The 26,475-nt window shown below is 68.5% G+C and carries 20 protein-coding genes, 1 tRNA gene and 5 pseudogenes; 6 read left to right on the plus strand and 20 right to left on the minus strand.

The window, feature by feature from the left end; translation table 11 throughout:
- Positions 1–175: 175 nt before the first annotated feature.
- The 11 genes and pseudogenes from OHA17_RS06775 to OHA17_RS06825 form a co-directional block, all read right to left on the minus strand.
- Positions 176–1,420, minus strand: a complete 1,245-nt coding sequence (locus OHA17_RS06775) for an IS701 family transposase (protein ID WP_406503360.1) — start codon at positions 1,418–1,420, stop codon at positions 176–178.
- A gap of 71 nt (positions 1,421–1,491) precedes the next feature.
- Positions 1,492–2,308, minus strand: a pseudogene (locus tag OHA17_RS06780) (IS5 family transposase).
- Positions 2,309–2,509: 201 nt separating this feature from the next.
- The gene (locus OHA17_RS06785) at positions 2,510–3,355 is read right to left on the minus strand and encodes an urease accessory protein UreD (RefSeq protein WP_406504956.1); all 846 of its coding nucleotides are present in this window, start codon (positions 3,353–3,355) and stop codon (positions 2,510–2,512) included.
- Positions 3,352–4,047 carry an urease accessory protein UreG gene (gene ureG / locus OHA17_RS06790; RefSeq protein ID WP_406504957.1) on the minus strand — a complete coding sequence of 232 codons (696 nt, stop codon included), beginning with the start codon at positions 4,045–4,047 and terminating at the stop codon, positions 3,352–3,354. Before ureG ends, OHA17_RS06785 begins: the two co-directional genes overlap by 4 nt.
- Positions 4,048–4,083: 36 nt before the next feature.
- Positions 4,084–4,758 carry an urease accessory protein UreF gene (locus OHA17_RS06795; RefSeq protein WP_406504959.1) on the minus strand — a complete coding sequence of 225 codons (675 nt, stop codon included), beginning with the start codon at positions 4,756–4,758 and terminating at the stop codon, positions 4,084–4,086.
- A gap of 94 nt (positions 4,759–4,852) precedes the next feature.
- Complete coding sequence (locus OHA17_RS06800; RefSeq protein ID WP_406504961.1) at positions 4,853–6,610, minus strand: urease subunit alpha; 1,758 nt, start codon at positions 6,608–6,610, stop codon at positions 4,853–4,855.
- Positions 6,607–6,984, minus strand: a complete 378-nt coding sequence (ureB, locus tag OHA17_RS06805) for an urease subunit beta (RefSeq protein ID WP_406504963.1) — start codon at positions 6,982–6,984, stop codon at positions 6,607–6,609. Before ureB ends, OHA17_RS06800 begins: the two co-directional genes overlap by 4 nt.
- Before the next feature lie 74 nt (positions 6,985–7,058).
- Positions 7,059–7,376: pseudogene (gene ureA, locus OHA17_RS06810) on the minus strand (urease subunit gamma); the annotation flags it as partial.
- A gap of 1,244 nt (positions 7,377–8,620) precedes the next feature.
- Positions 8,621–9,655 carry an IS110 family transposase gene (locus OHA17_RS06815; RefSeq protein ID WP_406504965.1) on the minus strand — a complete coding sequence of 345 codons (1,035 nt, stop codon included), beginning with the start codon at positions 9,653–9,655 and terminating at the stop codon, positions 8,621–8,623.
- Between the two features lie 357 nt (positions 9,656–10,012).
- On the minus strand, positions 10,013–10,681 hold the full coding sequence (locus OHA17_RS06820; protein WP_406504967.1) for a GNAT family N-acetyltransferase: 669 nt from the start codon (positions 10,679–10,681) through the stop codon (positions 10,013–10,015).
- Between the two features lie 38 nt (positions 10,682–10,719).
- Positions 10,720–11,263, minus strand: a pseudogene (locus OHA17_RS06825) (tRNA (adenosine(37)-N6)-threonylcarbamoyltransferase complex transferase subunit TsaD); the annotation flags it as partial.
- Between OHA17_RS06825 and OHA17_RS06830 the strand changes: the two are divergent.
- Positions 11,236–11,460, plus strand: a complete 225-nt coding sequence (locus OHA17_RS06830; RefSeq protein ID WP_406504969.1) for a glutathione S-transferase C-terminal domain-containing protein — start codon at positions 11,236–11,238, stop codon at positions 11,458–11,460. The pseudogene OHA17_RS06825 and the gene OHA17_RS06830 sit on opposite strands and share 28 nt — an antisense overlap.
- A 27-nt stretch (positions 11,461–11,487) precedes the next feature.
- On the opposite strand, the gene OHA17_RS06835 is transcribed toward OHA17_RS06830, so the two are convergent.
- The 4 genes from OHA17_RS06835 to OHA17_RS06850 form a co-directional block, all read right to left on the minus strand.
- Positions 11,488–12,294, minus strand: a complete 807-nt coding sequence (locus OHA17_RS06835) for a DUF427 domain-containing protein (protein ID WP_406504971.1) — start codon at positions 12,292–12,294, stop codon at positions 11,488–11,490.
- 46 nt (positions 12,295–12,340) lie between these two features.
- On the minus strand, positions 12,341–12,544 hold the full coding sequence (locus OHA17_RS06840; protein ID WP_406504973.1) for a hypothetical protein: 204 nt from the start codon (positions 12,542–12,544) through the stop codon (positions 12,341–12,343).
- Positions 12,545–13,034: 490 nt separating this feature from the next.
- On the minus strand, positions 13,035–13,391 hold the full coding sequence (locus OHA17_RS06845; RefSeq protein WP_406504975.1) for a hypothetical protein: 357 nt from the start codon (positions 13,389–13,391) through the stop codon (positions 13,035–13,037).
- A 123-nt stretch (positions 13,392–13,514) separates the two neighbouring features.
- Positions 13,515–13,940 carry a hypothetical protein gene (locus OHA17_RS06850; protein ID WP_406504976.1) on the minus strand — a complete coding sequence of 142 codons (426 nt, stop codon included), beginning with the start codon at positions 13,938–13,940 and terminating at the stop codon, positions 13,515–13,517.
- Positions 13,941–14,054: 114 nt separating this feature from the next.
- Here OHA17_RS06850 and OHA17_RS06855 point away from each other — a divergent pair, with 114 nt between their 5' ends.
- The gene (locus OHA17_RS06855; RefSeq protein WP_406504978.1) at positions 14,055–15,140 is read left to right on the plus strand and encodes an integrase core domain-containing protein; all 1,086 of its coding nucleotides are present in this window, start codon (positions 14,055–14,057) and stop codon (positions 15,138–15,140) included.
- Positions 15,141–15,691: 551 nt separating this feature from the next.
- The gene (locus OHA17_RS06860; protein ID WP_406504980.1) at positions 15,692–17,134 is read left to right on the plus strand and encodes a recombinase family protein; all 1,443 of its coding nucleotides are present in this window, start codon (positions 15,692–15,694) and stop codon (positions 17,132–17,134) included.
- Between the two features lie 158 nt (positions 17,135–17,292).
- Here OHA17_RS06860 and OHA17_RS06865 read toward each other — a convergent pair.
- Both OHA17_RS06865 and OHA17_RS06870 read right to left on the minus strand, forming a co-directional pair.
- A tRNA-Leu gene (locus OHA17_RS06865) sits at positions 17,293–17,377 on the minus strand.
- Positions 17,378–17,477: 100 nt separating this feature from the next.
- On the minus strand, positions 17,478–17,945 hold the full coding sequence (locus tag OHA17_RS06870) for a hypothetical protein (RefSeq protein ID WP_398878916.1): 468 nt from the start codon (positions 17,943–17,945) through the stop codon (positions 17,478–17,480).
- Between the two features lie 175 nt (positions 17,946–18,120).
- Here OHA17_RS06870 and OHA17_RS06875 point away from each other — a divergent pair, with 175 nt between their 5' ends.
- A complete protein-coding gene (locus OHA17_RS06875) occupies positions 18,121–19,434 on the plus strand; it encodes a DUF2254 domain-containing protein (protein ID WP_406510650.1) in 1,314 nt (437 codons plus the stop codon).
- 64 nt (positions 19,435–19,498) lie between these two features.
- On the opposite strand, the gene OHA17_RS06880 is transcribed toward OHA17_RS06875, so the two are convergent.
- From OHA17_RS06880 to OHA17_RS06890, 3 genes and pseudogenes are all read right to left on the minus strand, one after another.
- Positions 19,499–21,064, minus strand: a complete 1,566-nt coding sequence (locus OHA17_RS06880) for an aldehyde dehydrogenase family protein (protein WP_406504983.1) — start codon at positions 21,062–21,064, stop codon at positions 19,499–19,501.
- A gap of 802 nt (positions 21,065–21,866) precedes the next feature.
- Positions 21,867–22,752, minus strand: a pseudogene (gene sucD, locus OHA17_RS06885) (succinate--CoA ligase subunit alpha).
- A 1-nt stretch (position 22,753) separates the two neighbouring features.
- A pseudogene (locus tag OHA17_RS06890) lies at positions 22,754–23,339 on the minus strand (ATP-grasp domain-containing protein).
- A 183-nt stretch (positions 23,340–23,522) separates the two neighbouring features.
- On the opposite strand from OHA17_RS06890, the gene OHA17_RS06895 reads away from it, so the two are divergent.
- The gene (locus tag OHA17_RS06895) at positions 23,523–25,217 is read left to right on the plus strand and encodes a thiamine pyrophosphate-binding protein (protein ID WP_406510651.1); all 1,695 of its coding nucleotides are present in this window, start codon (positions 23,523–23,525) and stop codon (positions 25,215–25,217) included.
- A 12-nt stretch (positions 25,218–25,229) separates the two neighbouring features.
- The gene (gene frc / locus OHA17_RS06900; protein WP_406504985.1) at positions 25,230–26,474 is read left to right on the plus strand and encodes a formyl-CoA transferase; all 1,245 of its coding nucleotides are present in this window, start codon (positions 25,230–25,232) and stop codon (positions 26,472–26,474) included.
- The last annotated feature ends 1 nt before the right edge of the window (position 26,475 follow it).

The raw sequence follows: 26,475 nt of genomic DNA on the forward strand, positions 1-26,475 counted from the left end.
CCCCGAAACCGTCCTCCCTGGCTCCCCGCCACGGCGAACTGCCCTGCCCGTCACGCCGAAAGAGGCCGCCGGACGCCTTAGTACTCCAGTGAGAATTTGTGTCCTGGGCTGGTTCTTCTTTGGTAGTGGCAGCGGCGGGCGGTGGCTTGGTGGTGTCTGCGCCAGTGGGACCAGTTCAGTGCGTGAAGTCGTCTGTCCTGGTGGGGTCTTGGGTGGGGAAGCAGAGTGTCCAGAAGGCGCCGGATCTCCGCCACGGTGAGAGGGACGAGGCTGGCGGTGTCGTTTCTGCAGCCCCCTTTGCGGCCTCCTGGGCCTGGGCCGCGAGGGCGGTCAGGAGTGCGTGGGCGAGCATGGCCAGGGTGATGTGCCGGTACCAGCCCACGTAGCGGCGGACCTCGTATTCGTCCAGGCCGCACTCGTTCTTCGCAGCCTGGAAGCATTCTTCGACGGCCCAGCGCGAGCCGGCGATCCGGGCCAGGTCGCCCAGGTCCGCATCGACGGGTGCGTAAGCGAGGTAGTAGGCGAGTTCGCTGGGGTCGGAGAGGCTGCGGCGGGCCATCACCCAGCGGTGGTGGGTTGGTGGGTCCGGATCGAAGACGATGTTGACGGGGAGCTTCGCCGCCGCCCAGTCGAAGACGCGTGGTCCCTTGGCACCGTTGCCACAGGACAGGGTCTGCCAGGCGTCGGCCGGGGCGTCGTCGATGAGCTCATCAATGCGCCAGACGCCGGCCAGGGACTTGATCTGCTGGGACTTGGGGACGGCCACCACGTAGCCGAGGTTGTGTTGTTCGAGCAGGCGGCGGAAGGACCAGTCCTGTCCGTATGCCTCGTCTGCGGTCACCCAGGCTGCCGGAAGGCCGGCTGCCAGGCAGCGGCGGACCATGGCTTTGGCCAGCTCGCCTTTGGTGGCGAAACCCCGGGCGTCGGGGATTTTGGCCGCCCGGCACCGCTCACGGTCTGTCGTCCAGGACTTGGGAAGATAGAGTTCGCGGTCCACCAGGGCCCGGCCGCGTGCGGTGGCATAGGCGGCGAACACCCCGATCTGGCAGTTGTCGATCTTTCCGGAGGTTCCGGTGTACTGCCGCGACACACCTGCCGATGTGGTGCCCTTCTTGATGAATCCCGTGTCATCGACGATCAGCACGCCGTCCGGGCCGAGGTGTTCGGCGACGTATCCACGCACGTCGTCCCGCACCGCATCAGCATCCCACCGGGCACCGTTCAGCAGATGCTGCAGCCCCGCGGGATCACGATGGCCTGCGTACTCCGCCAGCTGCCAGCCGTTCTTCCGGCTCACCGGCGCCAGCAGCCCCCGCACGTAATCCCGCATCCGCCACCGCAGATCAGCCCGCCCGAACCGGCCCGCCACCCGAGCGAACACCGACTCCAACTCCGCTGCCCAGCAATCGACTTCACCCATCCCCACCATGACTGGACAACGAGAAGAACCAGCTCAGGACACGAATTCTCACTGGAGTATTAGACGGTGTCCTACGTGGTGAGGCGGACGCATCGCTTGTAGCAGCAGATGGCGGCGGCGAGGCCGAGAAAGGCCAGGTAGTTGCGGGGGCGGCGTTCGTAGCGGGGGCTGAGTCGGCGGTAGCCGGACAGCCAACTCATGGTGCGCTCGATCACCCAACGGTGGCGCCCCAGACGCTCGCTGAACTCGGTGCCCTTGCGTGCAATACGCACGCCAATGCGCTTGCCGCGGACCCATTTCCGCAGGTCGGGCTGGTCGTACGCCTTGTCGGCATGAAGCTTGCGCGGCTTGTAGTACCGTCCCCGGTCGGGGTCGTGTCTCGATTGGAGACCGGCGATCTTGGGCTTCAGCCCTTGACTGTCGTGGGTGTTGCCACTTGAGATACCGACCACGAGAGGCAGTCCCGTCCGGTCGGACAGGACATGCATCTTGGAACCGGGTTTACCCCGGTCCACGGGGCTCGGACCTGTAAGTTCGCCCCTTTTTTAGCCCGCACGTGGGCGGTGTCCAATACGACGCGGGAGAGGTCGAGCAGGTCTTTCTCGGCGAGTCTGTCGAGCACGGCCGGTGCAGCCGGCCCCACACACCCGCCCGCGACCAGACCAGGAACCGACGGTGGGCGGTCGACTTCGAGATACCGAAGCACGGCGGCAGAACCCGCCAGGCGCAACCGCTGACCAGCACATAGACGATGGCCGCGAACAGCGTCTCATCAGGCGTGTCCTGGGTTCCGCCGCCCTGAAGCCGCACCTTGGACAGCGGAATCAACGGCTTCGCGATCTCCCACAACCCGTCCGGAACAATCCAACTCCACGCCCCCTGCCCCATATTGAGGTCCTACCCCGCCCCACCACACAGGACACCGTCTTAGCCATGAACTCGTTGAACCGGTCGCCTCACCCCCCCTTAGAGGTGCACAGACTCGGGGCCCCGCAGCCGTAGCGGGGCCCCGAGTCGTTTCCGGACCCGCCAAGGGCCGCAAGTTGGCCTGGCATCGCGCGGACACCCCGTGGCCGCGCGATCCCGGCATCACAGCTGAGGATCAGGCTGAGCGGGCACTCCCGTTGCTTGGTGGCCTCGTTCCAGTAGGCGTTGGAGGGTGCGGTTGTCGGCTGCTGTCACGGAGATCAGGACAGCGGGGCCGACGAGGGGTGTGAGGACGGCCTCGCCATGGTCGGAGTCGGTGGAGAGAAGCTGGGGTGGTGGTTTGTGGTGGGTGAATCCGGGCGTGACGATGAGGAGTTGGCCGGTCATGCGGTAGTCCGCGAGGACGGCCGGGCCCGACCAGCCGGGGGCGCCGGGGCCGAGAGAGAGCTCCTGGTCGAGCAGGGGGCGTTCGGCCAGTTTGACGGCCAGGCGGGTGCGTAGCCGTCCCGGGGGTTCGCTGGTGCGGCCGAGTACCTGCTCTTCTCGCAGGACCAGTCGGGCTCTGGGGGCCAGTTCGGCTCGGGTGGTCGTCACCAGGTCGCTGCCCTTGACGGAGATCAGGGGATCCGGCTGGTAGTACAGTTCCGCGTCGTCCTCCACGCGGAGCAGTACATCGTTGGTGGCGGTGCCGCCGTGGGGGCCCGGCAGGGCGAGGGTGGAGCCGATCGTGTCGAGGTGCAGGCGTGCGCCGGTACGTACGTCGATGTGGAGGCCGAGCCGGTCGCCGCCGAGAGGTGCGCTCACGGCGCCGGTGAGGGCGACTCGGGCGTAGGTGCCGGAGGCGTTGAGGCGGCGAGGGATGAGAGCCCGTCGTCCGTGCAGCATGGGCAGGGCGGTGCCGCCGCGCGGGTCGGGGACGGCGACGATTCGCGCGACGGAGGTAACCCCAGGAGTGGGTGCGGCAGGTGCGGCCGCGTGATGTGGGGGCTCGGGGGGTGCGAGGGTCATGCGGCGTCCGTGGTCCAGTCGGCCAGGCGTGCGCGCACCCAGTCGGAGACGGGTTGGATGCCCGCTTGGGTGGTGAGCGTGGTGAAGGCGACGGGGAGTTCGCCGCGCTGCGCCTTCGCGTCGCGGGCCATGCCCTCCAAGTCCGCGCCGACGTAGGGGGCGAGGTCGGTCTTGTTGATGACGAGGAGGTCGGCGGTGGTGACGCCGGGGCCGCCCTTGCGTGGAATGTCGTCCCCGCCCGCCACATCGATCACGAAGATCTGGAAGTCGACCAGGCCCTTGGAGAAGGTCGCGGTCAGGTTGTCGCCGCCGGACTCCACCAGTACCAGGTCCAGCGGCCCGACCCCCTCTTCCAGGTCCTCGACCGCCTCCAGGTTGGCGGAGATGTCATCGCGGATGGCGGTGTGCGGGCAGGCGCCGGTCTCCACCGCGCTGATCCGCTCGGGGGGCAGCACCGCCTCTCGCAGCAGGAACTCGGCATCCTCACGGGTGTAGATGTCATTGGTGACCACCGCGATGGACAACTCCTCGCGCAGTGACCGGCACAGCGCCGCAACGGTGGCGGTTTTGCCGGTGCCCACCGGCCCGCCCAGGCCGATGCGCAGCGCCCGGCGGTTTCCGTCGGGGCGCGTGGGGTCGGCGGCGCTGTAGGTGTGCCGCTCGGGGAAGGTCTGCGAGTGGTCGAGGTGCATGGGCGCTCCGATGTTTCGTGGTCGGTGGGGGCGGGGTCAGGAGGCGAAGAGGCGTACCGGCCAGGCCGCGTGCTGCTCGGCCGTGATGTCCAGCAGCGGCACGGATGCGGCAGGCAGCGCGTCGGCTCCTTCCAGCGGGACGCGTTCGGCGGCCTGCGCCGCCTGCGCGGCGACCCGGTCGAGGTCGTCGGCCAGGCGCGCCAGGACGGCGGTGGCCTCGAAGGGGTCCAGGCTCAGCAGGCGTACGACGGCGGTGGCCGGGCCGCTGACGTTCTCGTACGCCACCGCGTACGCGGCGTCCAGCGGTGCCAACCCGGCCGAACGGGCTGCAAGCCCCGTCACGACGGGCTGGTGAGCGCCGCGCGGGCGGGCCGCGGCCAGCGCGTCCAGCTCGGCCGAGGGCCAGGTCGCGCGGGCGGCCCGCATCATCTGCCGCCCCAGCCTGCGGGCCACAACCCGCAGGGCAGGGGCGGGGGTTCGGGCGTCGGCGGCCTCGTCCAGCAGGAGCGGATCGCAGCCGGACGCCGCCGCGGCGGCCAGGCTCGCGCCGACCAGTCCCGCGGTGTGCAGCCGGCCCCGGCAGAATGCCTCCAGGGTGGGGGTGTCCTTGATACGGCCCGCGGTGACGGCCGCTTCGGCGCCCCCGGAGTGCGCATGCCCTCCGGCGGGGAACCGGCCATCGGCGAGCACCAAAAGTGCCGCGCGGCTCATCGCGATTCCCCACGGTGACTGCAGTGGCGGTGGTATCGGTGGTGACTCATCGGCGGGTTCGCCGCAGTCCTCCGCACGGCGTTCACAGCGGCCATCAGACGATGAAGTACCGCTGGGCGAGCGGAAGTTCCTTCAGTTCGTCCTCCGGGCACATCTGCTCCACGTCCTTGCCGTCAATGGTGACCTTGAACGAGTCGGGGTTGACGACGATGTCGGGCCTCGCGTCGTTCTCCTTCATGTCGGCCTTGGTGATGTTCCGGGTGCTCTCGATCTCGTGGAATGGTTTGGCCACGCCGAGCCGTTCCACCAGGCCGTCCTCCAGCGCGAAATGCGTGACGAAGTTCAGCGAGAGCGATGCCGGCGCCCGACCGACCGCGCCGTAGGCGGGACGAGGCAGCACGGGCTGCGGGGTGGGGATGGAGGCGTTGGCGTCGCCCAGCTGCGCGTACGCGATCTGTCCGCCTTTGATGACCAGGTGCGGCCTGACGCCGAAGAACTTCGGCTCCCACAGCACCAGGTCGGCAAGTTTGCCCGCTTCCACCGATCCGATGATGTCGCCGACGCCGTGGGTGATGGCCGGGTTGATGGTGTACTTGGCGACATAGCGGCGTACCCGGTGGTTGTCGCAGGAGCTGGTGTCGCGGGCCGCGGCGCCGATGCGCTCCTTCATGACGTGTGCGAGCTGCCAGGTGCGCAGGATGGTTTCACCCGCGCGCCCCATCGCCTGGGCGTCCGAGGACGTCATCGACATCGCGCCGAGGTCATGCAGGATGTCTTCGGCGAGCATGGTGGCCGGCCGAATCCGCGAACCAGCGAATTTCACGTCCTCGTCGACGTTCGGGTTGAGGTGGTGGGCGACCATGAGCATGTCGAAATGCTCTTCCTCGGTGTTGTACGTGTACGGAATGCTCGGATTGGTGGAGGAGGGCAGCACATTGGAGCAGCGGGCCACAGTGATGATGTCCGGGGCGTGCCCGCCGCCCGCACCCTCGGCGTGGTACACGTGGATGCCCCGGCCGTCGATGGCCTCCAGGGTGCTGCCCACGTAGCCGGCCTCGTTCAAGGTGTCAGCGTGCAGGGCGAGTTGGGCTCCGCTCTCCTGGCACACCTCCAGAGCGGCGTGGATCGCGGCGGGGGTTGCCCCCCAGTCCTCATGGATCTTGAACCCGAAGGCTCCGGCGCGCAGTTGGTCGCGCATCGACTCCTTGTTGACCGTACTGCCTTTGCCCGTCAGGCCGATATTGACCGGGTAGGCATCCAGCGCTTCGAACATCCGGGCCAGGTACCAGGCCCCCGGAGTAACGGTGGTGGCCTTGCTGCCCTCGCCGGGTCCGGCGCCGCCGCCGATGAGGGTGGTGACGCCGGAACCCAGTGCCTCGGGAATGACCTGCGGGTCGACGAAGTGCACATGCGTGTCCACGGCACCCGCGGTGAGAATCTTGCCGTTGCCTGCGATGATCTCCGTCTCGGGCCCGATGACGAGGTCCGGGTGGATTCCGTCCATGATGTCGGGGTTGCCGGCCTTGCCCAGTGCGACGATCCTGCCCTCGCGGATGCCCACATCGGCCTTGATGATGCCCCAGTGATCGACGATCACCACGCCGGTGATGACGGCGTCGGGCGCTCCGTCCTTACGGCTGAGCAGGGACTGTCCCATGGACTCGCGCAGTACCTTGCCGCCGCCGAAGACCGCTTCGTCCCCCGCCCGTCCCGGTCCTCCGGAGAGGTCCTTCTCGATGCGGATCCACAGATTGGTGTCGGCAAGCCGGATGCGGTCACCGGCCGTCGGGCCGAACAGCTCGGCGTACTTCTGCCGGGGCAGCTCCAGCCTGTGCCGGGAATTCTCGGTCATCGCCCCTCCCCCGATTCCGCGCCGCTGTCCACAGCTTCCGCGTTGCCGCCCACCGGTCCCGCGGTCTCGCCACGCAGCCCCGGCACCACCCTCTTGCCCGCGAGCGGTACCAGTTCGATGTCGCAGTCCGTATTGGTCTCGAAGCGCTTCGCCGTTCCCGCCGCGACATGCAGCCGCAGCCCGCGCGCCGCGCTGCGCGGCAGCTCCTCGTCCCCCGAGAAGAACTTCAGGCTGTGATTGACCTCGGCGAAATGGTAGTGAGAGCCGACCTGAACAGGCCGGTCCCCTTCATTCTTCACTTTCAGGACTGTTACCGGCCTACCCTCATTGATGACGATGCCGGGGCCGTCGAACTCGATTTCTCCAGGAATCACGATTGCACTCCTAGAGCCATCGAGGCGGGCTCGGGTTCAGGGCCGGGCAGGTCCACCAAGCTGCGAGGCACCAACTCACGTACGGAGCACAGCTTGCTCCCGTCCGGGAAGGTCGCCTCCACCTGGAGGTCGCGGACCATCTCGAAGACGCCCTCCATCAGCTCCTCTGGCTCGAACAACCGGGCCGCATCCGCGGCCAGGTCCAGCACCGGCTTCCCCCGGCGCGCCCCTTCCATGATGTACCGGCTGATCAGTGCGATCGCCTCGGGGTAGTTGAGCTGTACGCGCTCGGAGTGGTGGAACCTTTCGGGATCCTTCGGCCACCGTTTCTCCGCGATGTCGGCGGCCACGTAAATGAGCAGCTTCTCTTGTTCATGGGGGGTCAGATGCATCCACTCCACCTTGCGGTTCGCCCGGCCCGCCGTGGCTCAGCAGCGGGTGCGCGAACGCTATGGGGAACACACGGGCGCGGCACACCCCACCGGCACGGAAAGTGGTCATACGCCCTACTGGTTCCTCGTCTTCTGCTATGAGTCAAGGCGCCGTGGCCGGTTGGACTGGGAGCGGCTATCGAGACCGCCACCGGCAGGCGTCGGCTCGGGTGGGACCGACTACGGAGCCATGCGTACCCGGCACCCTCCCGGTTAGATGTTCTTTATATCCCTTATCACCGCAATTTTCGGCCGATAGAGATGACCGGTTACCGCCGTCAAACCCGGACCGACTCCCCCACGAACGGGTGAAATTAGCGGGTTGCGCGGCTGGTGTGAAGGGCGGGAGTTCTGGGCGGCCGGCCTGCACGACCAGGGCCTGGAGTTCGACGAACCAGCGCGGGATCTGGTCGGGCATCAGAGCCCAGTCGTTGTCCCAGAGGCAGTGGACGCGGCAGATGTCCTGACCGCCGTAATAGGCATACAGGAACGTCACAGCTGCTCCCCGGATCTACGGAGATGGCGAGGGTCTGCCCCGATGAACGCTGTTGAAAAAGGGCCTGAGCTCATGACGTCGGTCCCATCACCTACAACCAGGGGATGGGACCGACGTCTGTTGGACGGGACCGGTACGTCGAGGACCTCAGCGATGGCGGCGAACAGGTCGGTAACCGGCTCAGGGAGGCCACTCGGGAGATGCGTTCAGTACTCATCGGCGGGCCCCCTTACGGATGACGCCGGTGACGCTGGCCTCAGCGATGTGACGCTGATCTTGAGCCTGATAGCGCCGGTGCCTGGTGAGAGAGGCAATCAGGGGGACGGTGCCGACGAATGCCGGCTTACGCGGCTTGTACGCGGCGAGCAGCGTGCTCACCTGGCCGAGGGCCTAGTGGGCGACGGCCTGAGTGTGACGGCCCCCGGCAGCAGTCCACTGAGGTCCCCAAGCAGCACACGCCCCCGACTGATCCGGATCCCAGACCCTCTCTGGTATGCCTTTGGACGGGTGTGCGGGCGACTGAGCACTGACCGGACGAACAATGCCCTGGAGCCCATGAAGGGTCGCGTACTGGAGCACGGCACCGACGGAGCCCGGGCTCCGTTAAGGCCGAGCGGGAGCTTGCTGAGCGCGGCTCCCGCAGGGGGCCGGCCGAAGCTCCCCGCGACTGGCAGTTGATTCGCTGAGCGGGCGCTGTCTCACACAGCCCCTATGAGCGGGGTCCTGGCCATAGCTGTCTGACCAGGTGGAAGACCTCGCGGGCCGCGTAGCGTTTGAGGCAACGGACGATTTCGCGCCGGGTCTCTCCCTCTTTGATCCGGCGCTCGAAGTAGTCCTGGGTGCGCAGGTCGACCCGCAAGCGGGTGAACACGATGCGGTGGAGCGCGGCGTTGGCCTGACGGTCGCCGCCGCGGTTGAGACGACGGTACTGTCGACTGCCGGAGGAGCGCTCGACGGGGCTGACTCCACACAGCGCGGCGAAGGACGCCTCTCTGTCCAGCCGTTCCGGGTTGTCCCCCACCGTGATCAGCAAGGTGACGGCCGTGTCCGGACCGATGCCCACCAGTTCGAGCAGTTGTGGGGCATGGTGTTCCACGAGCCGGGTCATTCGGTCTTCCACGTCCCGGATCTGCTCGGTAAGCTGGCCGATCCGGGATGCCAGCAGGCCCAGCGTGATCCGGGTGGCCTGCAGCACCGTCTCCTTGCCGACCTCCTCGCGGCTGCTCGCGTCAGCAAATCGCGCACAGGTACGGAAGAGTTCGGCATTGCCCAGTCCGGCCAGATCTTCTCTCAAGGCGGGGTCGGCAGTGATGAGGACGGCCTTGAGCTGGTTGATGGCCTGTGTGCGGGCTTTGACGGCCGACGCCTTCGTGAGTTTATACATTCTCGCGATTTGAACCGGTCCGTCGCCCGTTTTGGCCTGGGCGCGGGCCCGGCCGCTCAACACGGCTCGCGCCGCGTTCTGGGCATCGAGCGGATCCGATTTCCCGCGCCGGCGGCGATCTGCCCGGTCCATCCGATTCACGTCAAACACGTCCACGCCCTGGGCCAGCAGATAGCGCGTCAAGGACGCTCCGTAGGAGCTGGTCCCCTCCACCCCGGCCCGGTCCACCCCGCCCAACTTCCTGGCCCACTTGAGCAGATCGCGATAGCCAGCCGCGGCGGCCGGGAACTCGTCGGTGGCAAGCACTGCCCCCGTCAAGGACAGCACCGCAGCCACATGCGCATCCCGGTGCGTGTCCACTCCCAAAACCACCTCCCCCGCGGGGCGACGACAGCGGGACTTCAGAGCAGGCGACGTACTGGACACGGTCGAACTGGGCATACCCGTTCCCCTTCGGTCCGATGGCGCGTCACGTTGCCGGTACCGGGCCGCGTCGGGCGGTCAGAATTGTGAGGACGCCACAACAATCGGCAGGCCCCTATCGGGACACACCCCGCCAGCCCGGCACCGACAACGCACCATCCCCAGCCAACGGTCGACACTGTGTAAGCGGGACACTTCGGTCAGAAATCTCATGAGTCAGACCCCAGACCCGGGACAGCACCCACCCATCCTCCCGCTCCTCACAACACATGGGGTTCTTGTGTTCAAACCCGATCACCAGTGGGGACTATTCGACAGCCGACGCCCAGTGCCGACAACGAGTGTGCGAACAATCCCCGACGTCGACGCCCGGAGCGCCCTGACTGATGTCGGCAGTACGCATGGGGGTGGGGCTCCACGGTTTCGATGGTCACAGGGGGCGAGGGCGAAAGCACGAGCCGGGTGCCGGGGCCCGAGGAAAACGGCGTGGCTCGCCCCGGACGGTGCGGGATGGGTGGCCGGCGTCCAGTCGGCCACCGCGTAGAAGCAGAGGGCATCGGCAGCCCGGGCCGGGGTGAGCAGCCAGCAGCGGCCGTCCGCCCGGTCCTCGGTCACGGCGTGCAGCAGCCTCGCTCCGAGGCCGGACCCGCGGCCGCGGCCGGCGACCGCCAGTTCGTCGACCTCGCGGGCGCCGCACAGCCACTGCTGGATGCGCTGCTCCCCGAGCACCGCCGCGACCTGCAGATAGCACCGTCCGGAAGGGAAGGGCCGGGGAGTGGTCCAGGCGGTGGCCCAGCCGAGAACCTCCTCGCCCTCCAGCGCCACGGCAGCTGTGAAACCGGGCCGGGTCACATCGGAGCCCAGCCGGTCCATGTAGGCGTCCGCTCGATTCGGCGCCTCGTTCCAGGGTGCGGCACCGAAGGCGCCTGCATAGACCGCCCGCACCCCTTCCCCGTACGACATCAGTCTCTGACCCGTGACGCGTCCGACGACCGCCAGCATCAGGCCGTCCGGGGCTGCGGAGCGGCCGACAGCGTCAGCGCGGCGTACTCCAGGGGCGCGGAAGGATCGATGGACACGTCGAGCGGGGCGGGTTCGGCGCCGGAGCGGGCCAGGGCCAGCAGGTCGCCGACCGCCGCGATCATCGCGCCGTTGTCCGTGCACAGCGTCATGGGCGGCACCCGCAACTCGATCCCCGCCGCCCGGCAGCGCTGTTCTGCCAAGGCACGCACACGGGAGTTGGCCGCCACTCCCCCGACCAGGATCAACGTCTTCACCTCATGGTCACGGCAGGCCCGCAGGGCATTGCGGGTCAGGACGTCGGCCACAGCCTCCTGCAACGCGGTAGCACCGTCGGCGACCGACGCCTCCTCGCCACGGACACGGTGCTGTTCCACCCAGCGGGGCGGCGGCCGTCTTGAGCCCGGAGAAGGAGAACGCGTACGGATCGTCGCCGGGCTTCGTCAGCGGGCGCGGGAACGTGACCGCGGCCGGGTTCCCCTTCCGGGCGGCCCTCGGTGCGACAGGCGGCGCTGGCCCTCCTGGACAGCAGCCTCGCCCGCCATCCCTACGCGCTGGGAACGGAGTTGACGGCCGCGGACGTGGACCTGTGGGTGGCGCTCGAACACCTCGACCGGGACGAGCTGAGGTGTACGTCCCCCCGGCTCGGGGACTACGTGCGACGACTCGGGGAACATCCCGCTTTCCGGAGCGCGATCAAGACGATGTACGACGCGGCGTAGAGCCCGAGCCCGCGCGGGCCGCCCGGGTCACGGCGTCGAGAGCGTCTTGCTGAACGGAGTGGCGGGGTGCTCCAGTCGCTCGCCGTCCACGGTGATGTCGACGGCCTCGTTGTAGAAGGCGAGGAGGCCCTGGACGGCGCCCACCGCGGGCAGCGGATCCGGATAGCTCCAGACGACGCTCGGCGGCACCTCGGCCTCGCCGCTCCACGACCAGTACTCGGCGGTGCCCTTGTACGGGCAGCCCGTGCTGTGGTCGGTCGGTTCGAACAGGTCCAGGCGCACCTCCTCGCGAGGGAGGTAGTAGCGCGTGGGCAGTCCGGTCTCGAAGAGCAGCACCGGGCGGTGTGTTTCGGCCACCGTCGTGCCGCCGATGTCGACCTGGACGTGCCGGCTGCTGGGGATCGCGTCCACTCGTTTGTGCGGGTCGCGGGGGTGGATGAAGATCTCTTCCTCCTCCTCGTACCAGTGGTCCGGGCCGCGGCCGACGCGCCGGAACCACTCGAAGGCGATGTGCGCGGCCAGGTCGTCGGCGGGAAACGTCCAGGCCGCGTTCTCCATCAGTTCGCCATCGGCTTCGAGGTCGTAGAAGATCTGCGAGCCCGTGTGCGTACCCGTCCGTGGGTTCTTCGCCGGGCGGAGCAGGTCCTCGCGGACCTCCTCGCGTGGGAAGGCGTACAGCGGGACGGGCACTCCGGGCTCCCACACGAGGATCGGGTGCCTGCTGTCGACGACGGTGACATCGCCCTTGCGGCCTCGCACCCACCGTTCGCTGGGTTCCCACACGAGGCCCTCCGGGGTGGTTCTGACGTCTCGCGCGGTGGGGAACGTGGTCATCAACGACTCTCCTTCTGCTGGCCCTGCTTGCCGCTTCCAGCCGAGCTCAGGCGGCGCGAGCGATCTGCGACCGAGCGACCGTGCCGAAGACCGTGGGGCCGTCGTGCGGGTGCTCGTGGGCGTTGTTGAACGGCACGGTGAACTCGTCCACGATGCCCTGTTCGAAGGCCAGGGCGATGCTGGAACCGCCGTAGCTGAAGTAATACAGCTCCTGGCCTCGCTGAACGGTGTCGCCGACACTGATCGACAATCGATCGAGGAGGCCTCCTCCATGGCGGCGTCGCGGTGGGCGAGGCGGTGATTCATCTCAGGTTCTGATGCCCCCACCGGTCAGTTGCCGAACCAGCCGGACATGCAACGGACAGCGCACCCCTCCGAGCGGCGGCTGAGATGGCGCGACGGCGCAGGCTTCTCCGCCTCCGGACGGTCACTTGTCAACACGCCATTGAGTGCATATGGGGGGGTATACTTGACATACGACTGCGGTTCCCGGGATGACCCGGTGTGCGGCCGAAACAACGGGTCTCACTCCTGGGATGACGATGCCCCAGTGGATGACTCAGTACGAACGGCACCTGCCTCCGGGTGGGTGCCGTTCGCCGTGCAGGAAGATGTCCACCTCCAGCAAGGCCTCCAAGCCCCCGCACAGAACCGCTCGCACCACGCTTTGGCGTCCTCGATGCAGCCGAACCAGTCAGGGAAGTCATCAATGCCGCGTAGTTAAGCGACCTGCGGCTTCGTCAAATCGTGACGGTATCCGCCTCGTTGCTTCTCATCCAGTCCGGGACGAGTGCGTAGGTGTCCTTCGCGATCTTGCGGAGCATCCCGTCCTTCACCCAGGTCGAGAGCTGTGTCCAGAGGCTCTTGATATTGGAACAGTCGATCGCTTCGGCGATCTCCTGTGACCGCCAGGGTCGTTCGGGATCGGTTCGCAGGAGGTCGAGCACGAGCGTCTTGCGGCCCGGAGTGAGGGACGGGCGGGTAGGAGCGGGCGGTGGCTTGACCGCTTGGTGGACCGCGATGTCCAGGGCGGTGAAGTCCTGGCTGATCGCGGGGCGAGGGTCAGCGGGGTTGCCAGGTATCGGGTCATGGGGCACTTCACCTTGCAGGCGCTGACGCGGGGGCGCCGGGCTGGCAGCAGATTGGCGAGTACGCCAACCGCCTCAACTCCATGGGGGCACAGACTGAGGGACCCCGCTGCCTACCGAGGGACGCGGACATCACAGTTCGGGGGCGCGTGCCGCTCTGTGGGACATCGCCAGCACAACGACGGCAAGGAGCAGCAGGGTGCCCTCGACACCGAGGCTGGCCACGCCCAGGGGTTCGGTCCAGTTGCCCTTGTCGTCGCTGTAGTTGGGGAGTCCTGGCCCTCGGGAGAGCACGTAGCCGAGGAGGGGACCGGCCGCGACCGCGGTCACCAGCAGCCAGTCGGCCGGATACAGCCGACTCCGCCATCCGGCCAGCAGAAGTGCGGCCCCCAGAGCACCGGCGCCTTCGAGAATGTAGTAACCGACGGCAACGTAGTGGGGCGTCTTGTCACCCGGGAAGCCGCCTTGGTCCTGGACGTGTATCCAGGCGACAGCCAAGCACAGCACCGCGGCTGCGGCCCTGGCCACGCCATCCTGCGTGGTGCGGTGAAGGCTCATGCATCGCCCCTCGAATGGCAACCCGGGCACAAGACCGTGTGGGGCTCGTAAAGTCATCGCTGCAGGTGGGAGGCTGCGTGCAGAGTCATCGGCGGTGGCTGGGATGCTGCACGGGTGATCATCTCGCTGCTGTATCGGGCCACCCGGGCGTTGCTGTCCGTGCCGGCGGTGCTGCTGCGCCGGGACACGGCCAAGGATGCCGAGCTGCTGGTGTTGCGGCATGAGAACGCGGTGCTGCGCCGGCAGCTCCCCGGTCCGCTCCGCTACGAGCCCTCGGACCGGTTCTGGCTGGCCGCGCTGTCGTCGCTGATACCGCGTCATTGCTGGAGCGGCGTCTTCCCGGTCACGCCGGGGACGCTACTGGGCTGGCACCGCAGGCTGATCGCCAAGAAGTGGGACTGCTCCGCCCGGCGCCGACGCACCGGGCGCCCACCTACCGCGGCCGCACTCAGGAAACTGGTGCTGCGTCTGGCGCGGGAGAACCCTCGGTGGGGGCACCGCAGAATCCAGGGCGAGCTGGCCCGGCTGGGGCATCCGATCGCGCCGTCCACGGTCTGGGAGATCCTGCACGCGGCCGGCATCGGCCCGGCCCCGCGCCGCACCGGCCCGAGCTGGCGCGAGTTCCTCACCATCCAGGCCGAGGGGATCATCGCCGCGGACTTCTTCCACGTGGACACGATCACCGGCAGACGGCTGCACGCGCTGGCGTTCCTCGAGCACGGCACCCGCCAGCTCCACATCACCGGCGTCACCGCCCACCCCACCGCGCAGTGGGCGACCCAGCAGGCCCGCAACCTCGCCGCTGGGCTGGGCAGCCGTGTCGAGGCCCTGCACTTCGTCCTCCGCGACCGCGACAGCAAGTACACCAGCTCCTTCGACGCCGTCTTCGAAGCCGAGGAGATGGAGGTGCTGCTCACCGCGCCCCAGTCGCCGCGCATGAACGCCCACTGCGAGCGCGTGATCGGCACGATCCGCCGCGAGGCTCTCGACCACGTTCTGATCATGAACGAGACCCACGCCCGACAGGTCCTCGCCGAGTACCAGGACCACTACAACAGGCATCGACCGCACCGATCCCGAGGCCAACGGCCACCCGAGGCCCAGGACCAACCCCCTGCCGTGCACGACTTCGACGCCCTCAGGCTCTTGCGAACCCGCGTCCTCGGCGGAGCCATCAACGAGTACCAATACGCCTCTTGAGCGGCAGCGACGACTTTTCGAGCCCCGCACGGTCAGTTCGAACCCGGGCGAGGCCTAAGGCCACTGACACGCCGTCACTCGTCCCTGTGGCGCATTTCACGGGCCAAATTCTCCTTAGAGGGTAGCCACGCCTGCCCCTTGGAGATGCCTATGGATCAGCCAGTGCGCCCCTCCGCTCCGAGGCAGACCGATCGGCAAGAAGTACCTGCTGAACTCTGCTGCGATCGACAGCCTGTCGCAGGGAGGCACACCGATGGCTTGTCCGCCGTCACGTCGGACCAGTCTCGGCTCCGTCACCCAGCCGCCGACCGGGCAGGCCGCATCAAAGTGGAACTCCCGCATGAGCCTCCCGCTCTCACGCCCACGGTCGCGGCCATGCTCCTGCGGATTCTCGTCTCCGCCTGCGTAAACGGACCCGGAAGCCCCCCCCCACAGCCGCCCTGACCAGCACCCTGGTTTCAGCGGCCCGCGACTGGCCCTCTTCGCCGATCAGAGGTACCACGGACGACCATCGGCCGCTGGTCGCACCACTATCACTGCGGGAGTACGACGTGACCCGATTCGCTTTCGCCGGACGCTGCTCGACCGAGGACCTTCAAGACCCGGAAGCCTCCAAGAACTGGCAACTCCTGCGGGCCAAGGGGCTGATCGAACCAGCCGGCGGCCGGATCGTGGCCGAGTACTTCGACTCCGGCCACTCACGCGCCCTGCCATGGAAGCGCCGTCCCCAAGCCGCCGCCCTCCTCCAGGACCTGCGCAACCCCGAGCGGGGCTTCGACGCCGTTGTCATCGGAGAGCCCCAGCGCACCTTCTACGGCAACCAGTTCGGCAACACCTTCCCCCTCTTCGTCCACTTCCACGTCCCCCTGTGGGTCCCCGAAGTCGGCGGGCCGATCGACCCCGACAACGAAGCCCACGACCTCGTCATGTCCGTCTTCGGCGGCATGAGCAAAGGCGAACGCAACCGCATCAAGATCCGGGTGCGCACCGCCATGGCCTCCCAGGCCCAGCTCGAAGGCCGCTTCCTCGGCGGACGCCCGCCCTACGGCTACACGCTGGAGGACGCCGGCCCCCACCCCAACCCCGCCAAAGCCGCCGACGGCAAACGGCTGCACCGACTCGTGCCCGACCACCCCGTCGCGGCGGCCGTCGTGCAGCGGATCTTCGCCGAGTACCTGCACGGCATGGGCTACCTGGCCATCGCCATCGGACTCACCCACGACGGGATCCCCTGCCCCTCCGCCCACGACCGGGCCCGCAACCCCCACCGGGACGGTCTTGCCTGGTCCAAGAGCGCCGTCGCCGCCATCCTCGCCAACCCCCGCTACACCGGCCACGAGATTTGGAACAAACAGCGCAAGGACGAAGTCCTGCTCGACATCGACGACATCACCCTCGGCCACCGCACCAAACAGTCCTGGAACAAGCCCGACCAGTGGATCTGGTCCGCACAACCGGTCCACGAACCACTCGTCAGCCTGGACGACTTCAAGGCCGCCCAGGCCCAGCGCACCTCACGCCACGAGCGGCGCGATCACCCGCGGCCACCGCGCACCACCACACACACCTACGTGCTGCGCGGACGTATGAGCTGTTCCATCTGCCGCCGCAAAATGCAAGGCAGCTTCAACAACGGCCACCCCCACTACCGCTGCCGCTACACCTACGAATACGCCCGCACCACAGCCCTCGATCACCCGCCAACCCTCTACGTCCGCGAGGACGCCGTGCTCCCCCGGCTCGACGCATGGATCGCCCAGTCCTTCGCCCCTGCCCGGCTCGACCGGACCCTCCACGAACTCCAGCGCAGCCAGGAAAACACCCTCACCACCGCCCCCGCACTCGAAGTCGCCCGCATCACCATCGCCGACTGCGACCGCCGCATCGCCCACTACCGCGCAGCCCTCGACCGCGGCACCGACCCAGAACTCATCACAACGAAACCGACCAGGCACAGCGCACCGTGCTCACCGAGGACCAGATCCGCGAGCTGATCGAACAGCTCGGCGGCATCCACGCCGCCCTCGCAACCGCCGCCCCTGAAGACAAGCAGCAGCTCTACCTAGCCCTCGGCCTCAAGCTGACCTACTATGCAAAAGAGCGGATCGTGACCGTTGAGTCACAACCCGCTCTTCCATGTGAACATGCTCTGTGTCCGAGGGGGGACTTGAACCCCCACGCCCGATAAAGGGCACTAGCACCTCAAGCTAGCGCGTCTGCCATTCCGCCACCCGGACTAGGTGTTGTCTTCGCGGTGTGTTCCCCGCGGCGACATAGAGAACTCTACCAGGGGTTTGAGGTGCTGTTCACCCGCATATTGCGTGGTCAGGCGAGGCGTCAGGCCTTGTTCGCCGCGACCCAGTCCTCGTTCGCCTGCCAGGCGTACAGAGTGTTGCCCTCCATGTACGCGTAGTACAGATCGCAGCGGGCCGCCGCGCGCTGCTCGGCGTGCTTCGGGAACCATGCCGACTTCATGCCCGGCGGCTTCGGGGCCGTGTCCGGCTTGTGGGGCTTGCACGTGGGCGGGAGGGTCGCCGAGGGGAGGGTGGCCTTCAGGAGGCGGTCGCCTCCGGTCGTCTTCATCGCGTACTCGATGCGCTTCGCCCCGTCGGGGAGCCAGCGGGGTACGGAGGCGCGGTCGCCCTTCGCCTCCTTGCCGGAGCTGTAGGAGGCGGCCTCGTCGTGGCGGTTCTGGAACCAGTCCTTCGCGGCCGGCACGGCCACGACCGCGGCGAAGCCGAGGGCCACCGCCACCGAGACGGCGGCGAGCACGATGGTCCGGGTCCTGGTGCGGCCAGCGGGCATGGCTCTTGCTCCCTTGGTCGATGTCGGTTCGGCTGCGTTCGCTTCGTTGTCTTCCATTCTTCTGGCGCGGATGTACGGATTCGTACTCCGTGAGGACCAATGTGTGTACGACTGTGGGACCACACGGCGGCGCGGCGGCATCAGCACTGCGGGGCAGGCCTAACCTCGCCGGGTGATCAAGGGCAAGGGATACCGGCGGCCGCGTGCGCTCTCGCCGTTGCGTGAGCATCTGCGGGACACGTTCTGGTTCGCGCCGACGGCGGCCATGGTGCTGATCTTCGCGTTGTGGGTCGGGACGAACGATGCCGACTCGGCCATCGTCCAGGCGCTCCAGGACCACCAGGAATTCGACGCGGTCGACGAACTCATCCGGATCGTCAACGACGCCAAGCCCGTGATCAACACGGTCAGCTCGGCGATGATGACCTTCATCGGTGTCGTGTTCAGCATTTCGCTCGTGGCCGTGCAGATGGCCAGTGGGCAGTTCACCCCCCGTGTGGTCCGGATCTTCGTGCGGTCCCGGATCACCAAGCTGACCTTCGCCGTCTTCCTGGCCACGTTCACACTGTCGCTGCTCGTGCTGACCTCCTTCGAGAGCGAGACCGACCCCCGGCTCGTGACCACCGTCCCCTTTCTGCAGACCGTCCTTACGCTGCTCCTGGTCGCGCTGAGCCTCTTCCTCTTCATCGCGTACGTGAACTCCACGCTGCGGCTCATGCGGGTCGGACACGTCGTCGACCGGATCACCGGTGAGGCCCTGCGGGTCGTGGACAAGATGCCTCGTGGGGATCTCGGTGGGCTCGGCCTTGGTCCGGAGATCGCTCAGGTCGGGTACAGCGGGCAGGCCGGGGTGCTGCGGGATGTCAATATCGCCCGGCTCGTACGGGCCGCTCAGCGGCAGGGGGTCGTGCTCCGGCTCATTCCCCGCATCGGGGACTTCGTGGTGCCGGGCACCCCGCTGCTTTCGGTGCACGGGAGCGATGCGGGCAAGGTGCCTTCGCGGGGCGCGCTGCGCTACACCGCCTCGGTGGGTGTGGAGCGTACGTTCCACCAGGATCTCGGGTTCGGGCTTCGGCAGCTCTCCGATATCGCGCTGCGGGCTCTTTCGCCCGCCGTCAACGACCCGACCACCGCCGTTCAGTGCCTCGACCGGATCGTGCAGTTGCTCACGGCGCTGGCGCACCGGCCGCTCGGTGCCGTCGGGCACCCGGACGGCAAGGGAGAGGTCCGGCTCGTCCAGGACGTGCCCGACTGGGCCGATCTCGTCGACCTCGCTTTCGCCGAGATCCGGCTCTGCGCGGTCGGGAACCCGCAGGTCACCCGCCGGATCATCGCGGGGCTCGACGATCTGCTCGGGCTCGCCCCCGAACCGCGCCGCGAGCCGCTGCTCCGGCATCGGGAGCTCCTCGCGCAGGCCGTCGAACTCGCGGTCCCGGAGGCGGCCGAGCGCGCTTTCGCGTTGGAGCCGGACCGGCAGGGCATCGGGTGACATTGCCGTGCCGGTCCGGGGTGATCCGTCCGGAGTGATCGGGCCGGAGTGATCGGGCCGGTCGTCACGGGATCAGTTGGTACGCCGGGAAGTTGCCCGGGGCGCGCTCTCCCTCCGGGCCCTCCGTTACGGCGCGGACCAGGAGTTCGCCGCCGACGAACGCCCCGTGCCACGAAGCGCCGAAGCCGCCGAACAGTTCCTCGCGGTCGCCGCGCGAGCGCGGTTTGCCCCGGCCGACCTTGAACGCCCTTATCTGCGGGGCCAGTCGGTCGTACGTCCCCGGGTCATCGGTCGACAGGGTGGCGACCAGCGCTCCGTTGGAGGCGTTCATCGCGGCGAGGAGTTCGGCCTCCGTGTCGACCAGGACGATCGTGTCGACCGGGCCGAACGGTTCCGCGTGGAAGAGGGGCGAGGACGGGGGCGGGTTCAGGAGGGTGACCGGCGGGAGGTAGGCGCTGGTGTCCTGGCCGGGCAGGAAGCGGCCGTCGGCCAGGGACGCGCGGTGCAGCGGGACTGCGCCGCGGTCGATCGCCTCGACCACCTGGTCGCCCAGCTCCTTGGCTTTCGCCGCGTTGATGAGGGGGCCGAAGTCCAGTGCGGGCAGGGCGCCTTCGGGGTGTTCCACCGCCAGGGGGTGACCGATGCGTACGGAGCGTACGGCCGGCAGGTAGGCGGCCAGGAACTGGTCGAACAGGGTGCGCTGGACGACGAACCGGGGGTAGGCGGTGCAGCGCTGCTTGCCGTAGTCGAAGAGTTTGGGGATGGCGGAGGAGAGCGCGTCCCAGTCGGAGAAGTTCCAGACTCCCCAGGTGTTCAGGCCCTCTTGCTCCAGGATGTGGCGCTTGCCGAGGTCGGCTACGGCCGTGGCGATGCGGGCACCGGTGTCGCGGCCGCCGACGAAGGACACGCAGCCGATTTCCGGGGAACGGACGAGGGCCTCGGAGAGTTCGCCCCCGCTGCCACTGACCAGGGTGATCGGGATCCCCTCGCGTACGGCGAGGGCGGCGGCCAGGGTGAGGCAGGCGACGCCGCCGTCGGTCGGGGTCTTCGCGATCACCGCGTTGCCCGCGAGGGCCTGGACCAGCATCGCGTGGACCAGGACCGACATCGGGTAGTTCCAGCTCGCGATGTTGGAGACGGGGCCGGGGAGAGGGGTGCGGCCCTCCAGCATCGTGTCGATGTTGTCGACGTACCAGCGGACTCCGTCGATGGCGCGGTCCACGTCCGCCTCGGCCAGGCGCCAGGGCTTGCCTATTTCCCATACGAGGAGGAGGGCGAGCTGTTCGCGGTGCTCGGTCAGCGCGTCCAGGGTGGCACTGACGCGGGCCCTGCGCTCGGGGAGCGGGATGTGACGCCAGGCGCGGTGCTGGTCCAGGGAGGCGCGTACGGCCTGGCGGGCGGTGGGGGCGTCGAGGCGGGGCGGGCCTGCGATGGGGGTGCCGTCGACGGGGCTGGTGGCGGGGAGTGCGCGGCCGTCGGCATGCCACTCACCGGCCCAGAGGTTCAGGACGCGGTCGTCCTGGAAGGCCTCGGGGGCGACGGCTCGGCTGCGCTGCCAGGCGTCCGACCAGGCTGTTCCGGGCTTCAGGGTGAGGGAGGTGGGGGTGGTGGGGCCGGGGGTGGGTGCCATGAGGGTCTCCGCTCTCGGTGCGATGGCTGTCGGGGCGGGGGTGCGATGGCTTGTGTTACCGGACGGTAGTGAGGTGGTGCGGGGTTGGGTACGTACTCGGCGTGAAGTATGAGTGACGTCACGTGATCGCGGGGCGGGGTGGGTGCGGTGGGAGGGCGCGGGTCGGTGGACGCCTGCGGCGGGCTGGTTCCCCACCCCGCCCCTTCCCGAAAGCCTCCGGCGGTGGGTCGTTGGGCTTGGGGCGGCGGGTGGTGCGCCGGGGCTACGACCCGGAACCCTGCTCTGGCGGGTCGTTCGACCTCGGCCCGGCGGGTGGCACTGGGGCTCCGCGCACCCAGCCCCCTTGCCGGCGAGTTCGTCGACTGCGGGCCGTCGGTGGCTGGTCGCGCAGTGCCCCGCGCCCCTCAGCGGGGCAATCCCAAGCCCCTGTCGGTGCAGGCGAGTTGGGGGCAGCCCCCGAACCCGCCCTTCAGCGGTAGTTTCTTCGGCCTCCGGCCGGGGGCACCGCCCCAAACCCCCGCCCTGGCGGGCCCTTCGGCCGGTGCGCGGTGGACCGAGCCCCCCCCTCGCCCCCAGTACCCCCGCTCCTCAAACGCCGGAGGGACTGCATCAGGCGCCACTGAAGGGAACCCTGGAGCGGCTGAATTGGCGCGCCAGTAAAGGCCGTTGCGCCGACCAGCGGACCTCCCAAGTCCGCTCCAGCGCAGCCCCCTAAAGGAGCGCGGGGAACTCCGCGCCCCGCCTCCGACAGCCCTCAGCCGCGTCGAATCACCGCACCGCCGCCCCTCGGAGCAAAGCTCGGCTACCCCAGCACCCCCACCACCAACCCCGCCGTCTCCGAAGGAGTCGCCCCCACCGGCACCCCCGCCGCCTCCAGTGCCGCCTTCTTCGCCGACGCCGTTCCGGTCGAACCGGACACGATCGCCCCGGCGTGGCCCATCCTTGCCCTCGGGGGCGGTGAAGCCCGCGATGTAGCCGACCACCGACTTCGTCACATGGGCCGCTATGTACGCCGCCGCCCGCTCCTCCGCGTCCCCGCCTACCTCACCTATCTGGACGATCAACTCGGTGTCCGGGCCGCCTCGAAGGCTGCCAGGCAGTCGATGTGGGTGGTGCCTGTCACCGGGTCGCTGCCTATACCCACCGCCCCGCCGACGAGAAGCCGATGTCTCTCAGCTCGTACATCAGCTGGTACGTGAGGGTGCCCGACTTCGAGACCAGGCCTGTGCGGCCCGGCTTCGGGGCTATGTCCGCCGGGATGATGCCCGCGTTGGACTGGCCCGGGCTGATCAGGCCGGGGCAGTTCGGGCCGATGATGCGGGTGGCGCCGTCCCTCGCTCGGGCGTGGGCGTGGAACGCCACCGCGTCGTGCACCGGGATGCCTTCCGTTATCACCACGGCTAGGGCCATGCCCGCGTCCACCACTTCCTCGACCGCCGCTCGCGCGAAGGGCGGTGGGACGAAGACGACCGACACGTCCGCGCCCGTCGCCGCCATCCCCTCCCCCACCGTCGCGAACACCGGCACCGTACAGTCGCCGAAGTCGACCATCCGGCCCGCCTTGCGCGGATTGGCGCCGCCACGACCTCCGTGCCGGCGGCCAGCATCCGGCGGGTGTGCTTCATGCCCTCGGCGCCGGTCATGCCCTGGACGAGGACCTTGCTCTCCTTGGTGAGGAAGATCGCCATGTCAGACTCCCCGCTGGGCGCGTTCGGCGGCGCGGCGGGCCCCGCCGTCCATGGTGGTCACCTGCTGGACCAGCGGGTGGGCGTGGTCGGCGAGGATGGCGCGGCCCTGTGCGGCGTTGTTCCCGTCCAGGCGTACGACCAGGGGCTGGGTCAAGTGCACTGATTCCAGGGCTTGGACGATGCCGTCGGCCACCGCGTCGCAGGCCGTGATCCCGCCGAAGACGTTCACGAACACGGACTTCACGGCCGGGTCGGAGAGGATCACGGTCAGGCCATCCGCCATGACCTGGGCCGAGGCACCTCCCCCGATGTAGGGGAAGTTGGCGGGCCGCGGCCCGCAGCCCGCGACCACGTTTGCCCAGGATCTGGCGGACCGTCAGTTCGGCGCCCGCCGGGTTCGCGGCGAGCTTCACTCCGCCCGCCTTGCCCCTGCCCCCGGTCTTCACCTGCGCCTTGACGACCACCCGGCCGCCCAGCGATTCGGCCGCCGCCCGGGCCTCGCGCGGGGATGCGGCCACGGCCGCGTCGGGGACCGCGATGCCGTGACCCTTGAACAGACCCCTTGCCTCGTACCCGTACAGATCCAATGCCGGCTCCTCTCTGAGTGTGAAAGTGCCGCACGCCCCTGGACAGCGCACCATCGAATGAGAGATAACAAGGTTCATACAGTATTCGTCGACTGTATGCAATCTATCGGAGGGCGCCCCCTGCCCTCGGCGGGCAGAACCGAAGGCGCACCTCAACTCCCCTACGAAGGGACGGACTTCGCCATGCCTCAAGGCTCCGACGACAGCGGTCAGGACCTCATCTCGGGCGGACACCTGGTCGCCAAGGCGCTGAAGGCGGAGGGCGTCGATGTCATCTACACCCTCTGCGGCGGCCACATCATCGACATCTACGACGGCTGCGTGGACGAGGGGATCGAGGTCGTCGACGTACGTCACGAGCAGGTCGCCGCGCATGCGGCCGACGGCTACGCCCGGATCACCGGGAAGCCCGGCTGCGCGGTGGTCACGGCCGGGCCCGGCACCACGGACGCCATCACCGGGGTCGCCAATGCCTTCCGTGCCGAGTCGCCGATGCTGCTGATCGGCGGTCAGGGCGCGCACAGCCAGCACAAGATGGGGTCGCTCCAGGACCTCCCCCATGTCGACATACTGACGCCGATCACGAAGTTCGCGGCGACCGTCCCGGACACTTCGCGGGCCGCGGACATGGTGTCGATGGCGTTCCGCGAGTGCTTCAACGGGGCGCCGGGGCCGTCCTTCCTGGAGATTCCGCGCGATGTGCTCGACGCGAAGGTGCCGTTGGAGAAGGCGCGCATCCCGGCGGCAGGGCGCTACCGGGCCTCCACCCGCAGCCCCGGCGATCCGGAGGCCGTGGAGAAGCTCGCCGACCTGCTCGTACACGCCGAGAAGCCGGCGATCCTGCTGGGCAGCCAGGTGTGGACGAGCCGGGCCACCGACGACGCCATCGAGCTCGTACGCACCCTGAACGTGCCCGCGTACATGAACGGGTCCGGGCGCGGCACGCTGGCGCCCGGGGACCCGCACCACTTCCAGCTGTCGCGCCGGTACGCGTTCTCCAACGCCGACCTCATCGTGATCGTGGGCACCCCCTTCGACTTCCGGATGGGGTACGGGAAGCGGCTCCCGCCGAATGCGACCGTTGTGCAGATCGACCTCGACTACCGCACCGTCGGCAAGAACCGGGACGTCGACCTGGGGATCGTGGGCGACCCGGGGATGATCCTCAAGTCCGTGACCCAGGCCGCGTCGGGGCGGCTCGATGGCGGGGCCGTCAAGCGCAAGGCGTGGCTGGAGGAGCTGCGGACCGCCGAGCAGACCGCGATCGAGAAGAGGCTGCCGCAGCTGAAGTCGGACGCCTCGCCGATCCATCCGTACCGGCTGGTCGGCGAGATCAACGAGTTCCTCACCGAGGACTCGATCTACATCGGGGACGGCGGCGACATCGTCACCTTCTCCGGTCAGGTCGTGCAGCCGAAGTCGCCGGGGCACTGGATGGACCCGGGCCCGCTCGGCACGCTCGGTGTCGGCATCCCGTTCGTGCTCGCCGCCAAGCAGGCCCGGCCGGACAAGGAGGTCGTGGCGCTGTTCGGCGACGGGGCGTTCTCGCTGACGGGCTGGGACTTCGAGACGCTGGTGCGCTACGACCTGCCGTTCGTCGGGATCGTCGGCAACAACTCCTCGATGAACCAGATCCGTTACGGCCAGGCGCATAAGTACGGCCTGGAGCGGGAGCGGATCGGCAACACCCTGGGCGACGTCCACTACGACCAGTTCGCGCGGATGCTGGGCGGCTACGGCGAGGAGGTCCGCGACCCCGCCGACATCGCGCCCGCGCTGCGACGCGCCCGCGAGTCGGGCAAGCCGTCGCTGATCAACGTGTGGGTCGATCCGGACGCGTACGCCCCCGGAACCATGAACCAGACCATGTACAAGTAGAGGAGCCCTGCCATGACAACGGCCCCCGCGAGCAAGGCGCTTGAGGGCGTACGCGTCCTCGACATGACCCACGTCCAGTCCGGCCCCTCCGCCACCCAGCTGCTCGGCTGGCTCGGCGCGGACGTCGTCAAGCTGGAGGCGCCCACCGGTGACATCACCCGGGGGCAGCTGCGCGACCTGCCCGACGTCGACTCGCTCTACTTCACGATGCTCAACTGCAACAAGCGGAGCATCACCCTCAACACCAAGACCCCGCGCGGCAAGGAGATCCTGACCGAGCTCATCCGCCGCTCCGATGTGATGGTGGAGAACTTCGGCCCGGGCGCCGTCGACCGCATGGGCTTCACCTGGGAGAGGATCCAGGAGATAAACCCCCGGATCGTGTACGCCTCGATCAAGGGCTTCGGGGAAGGCCCGTATACCAACTTCAAGGCGTACGAGGTCGTCGCGCAGGCCATGGGCGGGTCGATGGCCACCACCGGCTTCGAGGACGGGCCGCCGCTCGCCACCGGCGCGCAGATCGGTGACTCCGGGACCGGCATCCACGCGGTGGCCGGCATCCTGGCCGCGCTCTACCAGCGCGAGTCCACCGGGCGCGGCCAGCGCGTCCAGGTCGCCATGCAGCACGCGGTCCTCAACCTGTGCCGGGTCAAGTTGCGCGACCAACAAAGGCTGGCGCACGGACCGTTGGCGGAGTACCCCAATGACGACTTCGGCACGGAAGTTCCCCGTTCCGGCAACGCGTCCGGCGGCGGGCAGCCCGGCTGGGCCGTGAAGTGCGCGCCCGGCGGGCCCAACGACTACGTGTATGTGATCGTTCAGCCGGTCGGATGGCAGCCGGTCACCGAGCTCATCGGCCGTCCCGAGCTCGCCACCGACCCCGAGTGGGCAACACCCGAGGCGCGCCTCCCCAAGCTCGGCAAGATGTTCCAGCTGATCGAGGAGTGGTCCTCAACTCTCCCAAAATGGGAGGTACTTGAGCGACTGAACGCGCACAACATCCCGTGCGGCCCGATCCTCTCCACCAAGGAGATCATCGAGGACGCATCCCTCGCCGCCAACGAGATGGTCGTCGAGGTCGAACACCCCGAGCGCGGCCGGTTCACCACCGTCGGCTCGCCGCTCAAGCTCTCCGACTCCCCCGTCGACATGGTCACCTCGCCGCTGCTCGGCGAGCACAACGAAGAGGTGTACGTCGGCGAACTGGGCTTGAGCGTTGACGAACTGCGGCTGCTCAAGACGAACGGAGTGATCTGAG

The sequence above is a fragment of the Streptomyces sp. NBC_00212 genome, from assembly GCF_045206365.1.
In the GTDB taxonomy this organism is placed as follows: Bacteria; Actinomycetota; Actinomycetes; order Streptomycetales; family Streptomycetaceae; genus Streptomyces.